The sequence below is a fragment of the Chroococcidiopsis cubana SAG 39.79 genome, from assembly GCF_003991895.1.
Taxonomy (GTDB): Bacteria; Cyanobacteriota; Cyanobacteriia; order Cyanobacteriales; family Chroococcidiopsidaceae; genus Chroococcidiopsis; species Chroococcidiopsis thermalis.
Genome location: NZ_RSCK01000098.1, coordinates 17,440 through 21,060, shown reverse-complemented (window position 1 = coordinate 21,060; position 3,621 = coordinate 17,440). Strand labels below are relative to the sequence as shown.

Sequence of the window (3,621 nt, the reverse complement as noted above, 5' to 3'; positions counted from 1 at the left end):
GTCGCCGCCCCATTTGCAATCTGGGGGACACCTTGCCCAGCGACGTAAAAGCCAGAACTATCTTTGACGCGCGATCGCCATCCGATGTAAATATATAACCCGAAAGAGAGGGAAACTAACCAAATTGTCCAAAATTCTGCCATAATTCAACCTCACGTCCTCACACCATATTTGCGATCGAGCTTGTCCATTTGAAACGCATAGATGAAAATTAATCCGACAAACGTTAAAATCGAGCCTTGTTGTGCCAGCCAAAAACCGAGAGGAATGCTACCAATTCGGAGTGCATTCAGTGGTTGTACCAGTAGAATGCTGAACACTAACGATACCAGCGCCCAGACAATTAATAAATTCCGAATTAGAGCTGTGTTTGCTCGCCAATAAGCTTCTTGTCTGTCTCTATCCATAGTTTTTGTACGGCATTGTGTTTGTTTTGTTGTGAAACGATTTAGAATGAAGCTAGTACGATGAGGCGATCGCACCAGAGCGTTTGTGACAGAAGTTGTCTAGTTTTAAGAATCCCAGGTAGCTCCATAGGCTGGAATACCTTTGCCTAAACAAGTCTTGATTACCTTTTCAGTAACCGCTTTATTAGATACACAAAACACGGCTTGCGCTCTAAAATCTCGAACGGCTTGAATAGCTAACTGCTCTACATTTGGTCTACCATGCACTCCTGTATCGAAAATATTGCAACGAGAATGAGAGTTAAGTAAAGACCAAATCTCTTCGCCGTAAGTCTGTTTGTGGTTGTTACCAACCCATATAATACAAAGCTTATCACCATTTTTTCTCACATGAGGTAAAACTGGTGCAATTCCAGCTCCAGTGGCGATGACAACTACTCGTGAATAAGCGTTAATTGAGAACATAAAACCAGGAGGTTTGACTCGACGAACCCATAGTTGTTTGGGTAAATTTCCTTTTTTAACTTGCCGAATCAAATTTTGAGTCCAGTCACCTGTCGCGCCGATGATTAAATGAATTTCTGATTCGGACGTTTGCTGGTTGAAACTCGTTCCTGCAACGGAAAAAGAATGCCATTCAATACCATCTAAACTAATTCGAGTAAATGTCCCTACATCAGCCTTTCCTGGAATAGTTATAACTAAAACTCCTTCAGAAGGACAATCCATTCTAAAATTAGAGATACATTCCACACTCATCCAAGGCAAAGCTACACTGAAAATCATCAGCACGAGCATGAGTAAAACTGGATTAGTTAATAAAGTTTCAAGAGGATAAGCTTGGTTGAGAGCGATCGTAAATTGAAATCTAATTTGATGCAGGACGAGAATCCCCAAACAAGACCATCCCAAATAGCGATGACTGATTTCAAACGTATCATGGAATTTATGACGCAATGGGGGAATAGCAGTGAGGACAATAATAACTAAAAGTGTTAACAGTATACTGGATAGAGCGATTGATATAGGATCGCTGGATACAGATGTTGATAGAAGATCGCTAGGATTTCCTAACTGCTGCCATTCATTAATAATTAGCCATAGAAGACCCCAAATAGCACATGAGGCGTGAACGCCACCGATGTGATGAACGCCACTATTAAAATAGTATTTGCCCCGAATAATCTTTACCGAAATCCATACTGCTAAACGATACAATAAATGTAGAATTAGTTCATTTCGGACTAAAACAGCTACTAATACATTGCTAACACTAACAATTGCTGTTGAAACGTCAGTTAGATGTATTGTTTGGTAAAAATCAATCAAAAGTAAAACATTGACTAAGGAGACTAAAACCCACCAAAAAATATGCATATTAAAGCTTTGCTCGAAGATAAATCTGTTAGGAACAACTTTAGAACTTCCAGATTTGATGCCATTTATAATTTTTCAGGCACTTTTCTTAGTAAATTCTAGAATTTCTGTCATGAGATTCTACTCCTCTTTGTAGTTGTAGAAATTAAAGGCGTAATTTACTAAAAAGTCGAAGACTTTGACCCGATAAAGCGAACGTTGACGCTCCTCCCTGCCAGACAAAAATCGTCCGATCTAAGAGATTTCTGCCAATCAACTTTGATTCGCACTGTCGCTACCCGTACTGGTAGTTGACGCTGAGCGATTTCTGGCGGTGGTTCTACAACATACTGTCCAACTTCAACACGACCTGTACCTGCTCTGATTGTCTCTACTCGTCCTTTCCATCGAAGATTACTTGAGTTATCAAGATTAATTTCTGCTTCTTGTCCAACGACAAGTTTATTAGCTTCAGTCTCATTTATAAATGCTTCTATCCAAAGATTCTGACAGTTGAGTAACTGAATAATTGATTTATTTGCTTCAACTATTTCCTGGGACTGGGAATCAATTGACCAGATTGTGCCTGTTGTTGGTGCTAGAACCGAGACGTTTTGTTGAGCCTGCAATTCCTTACTAGTAATGGATAGCTGTGACTGAATACTCTGGATTTGTTGAGAGAGGTTTCTTCGTTGTTGCTTTAGGTCTATCAACTCTGCATCAAGTTCGAGAACGCGAGTTTCAGGATAGCTTAAGGTGCGAGTTCCTTCTAGCTGAAGTCCGCCAGCTTTTGTTGCTTCTAAGTTAAGTTTGGCTAGCTCAATTCTCGATTGAGCTTCCTTGACTACAGCAGATGCTTGCTGCGCTTCTGCAATTTTATTTTCAGCTCTAGAAACGGTTTCTACTCCTTCCTTTGCTAAGCTAGCAAGGCGCTGAGCGTCCCTCTGCGCTACTTTTTTTCTAGCTTGTTCTCTTGCAATTTCCCCTTCAAATTGTTTTATCTGTTGATGGGCGTACTTGAGTTGAAGCATTCTCTGGGAACTAGATTGTTGTTTAAACAAATTCATCAATTTAGCTCGATTTAGAATTTGCTGTTTTACCCCAAAACTTTGTTGTTGAACATCTTGCAAACGAGATTTTAACTGCTGCTTCTCAATTCTAAGAACTGATACTCGGGGATTTTCGATAGTAGATTTAATTGTGCCGATTCGCGTACCTTTCTCAAGTTGCTCGCTTAACTTAATTTTCTCGCTTTTCAACTCTAGCTCGCCTGAGATAGATGCCCGCACGAAAATAATTTCACCGTTAATAAAAGCTTGTGCGCTCTGAATTTGAGAGAAGTTGCGTCTCAGCCTAATTCCAATAACAGCTAGACAGGTAAAGATTAGAATCGAAAGAATTATTTTTCCTGAAGCTGTTTTATTTAATGACATGGTATCCGTACAGAAGATGGGGAAGCAGGTAAGGCAGAATCACAAGAATAGAAACTGGCAGCAAAGAGGGAGCAGATTAACTCAGCACTTCTATAATGCAAAAACTTTATCAAGTTAGAAAGCGAATTTTAAAAGCTTAACAGAAGGTACTGATAGTAGGAAAAAGCATCCTTATCGAGACGAACATAAATCACCTTAAAAATTGTAAACTGAATTAACGATTAAGTAAATTTTTAAATATAAACAATTCATTAAAATCTCACTGAGCTACTGAGCAATATCAAGCTAAAGCAGCTAAAATTGTTGTAGTCATAATTTATCGATAAGGAGCGATCGCCTGCATCTGATAAATGTCATATTAAAATCGTGACAATTGTCATCCTATAATAGAAGTTGTAAAATAAAGGACGACTTGATAAAGGTAG

Annotated in this window: 3 protein-coding genes; all 3 read right to left on the bottom strand. The window is 39.1% G+C overall.

Annotated elements, in window-relative coordinates; translation table 11 throughout:
* Positions 1-152: 152 nt before the first annotated feature.
* Positions 153-407: a DUF4212 domain-containing protein gene (locus DSM107010_RS31125; protein WP_106168428.1), complete on the bottom strand. Its 255-nt coding sequence runs from the start codon at positions 405-407 to the stop codon at positions 153-155.
* A gap of 105 nt (positions 408-512) precedes the next feature.
* The gene (locus DSM107010_RS31120) at positions 513-1,784 is read right to left on the bottom strand and encodes a ferredoxin reductase domain-containing protein (RefSeq protein ID WP_106168427.1); all 1,272 of its coding nucleotides are present in this window, start codon (positions 1,782-1,784) and stop codon (positions 513-515) included.
* 161 nt (positions 1,785-1,945) lie between these two features.
* Complete coding sequence (locus tag DSM107010_RS31115) at positions 1,946-3,196, bottom strand: HlyD family secretion protein (RefSeq protein WP_127024785.1); 1,251 nt, start codon at positions 3,194-3,196, stop codon at positions 1,946-1,948.
* Positions 3,197-3,621 lie beyond the last annotated feature (425 nt).

Bases quoted from the DNA above. Each gene is read 5' to 3' on its own strand.
- DSM107010_RS31125 (WP_106168428.1), bottom strand. From the start codon at position 407: ATGGATAGAGACAGACAAGAAGCTTATTGGCGAGCAAACACAGCTCTA.
- DSM107010_RS31120 (WP_106168427.1), bottom strand. From the start codon at position 1,784: ATGCATATTTTTTGGTGGGTTTTAGTCTCCTTAGTCAATGTTTTACTT.
- DSM107010_RS31115 (WP_127024785.1), bottom strand. From the start codon at position 3,196: ATGTCATTAAATAAAACAGCTTCAGGAAAAATAATTCTTTCGATTCTA.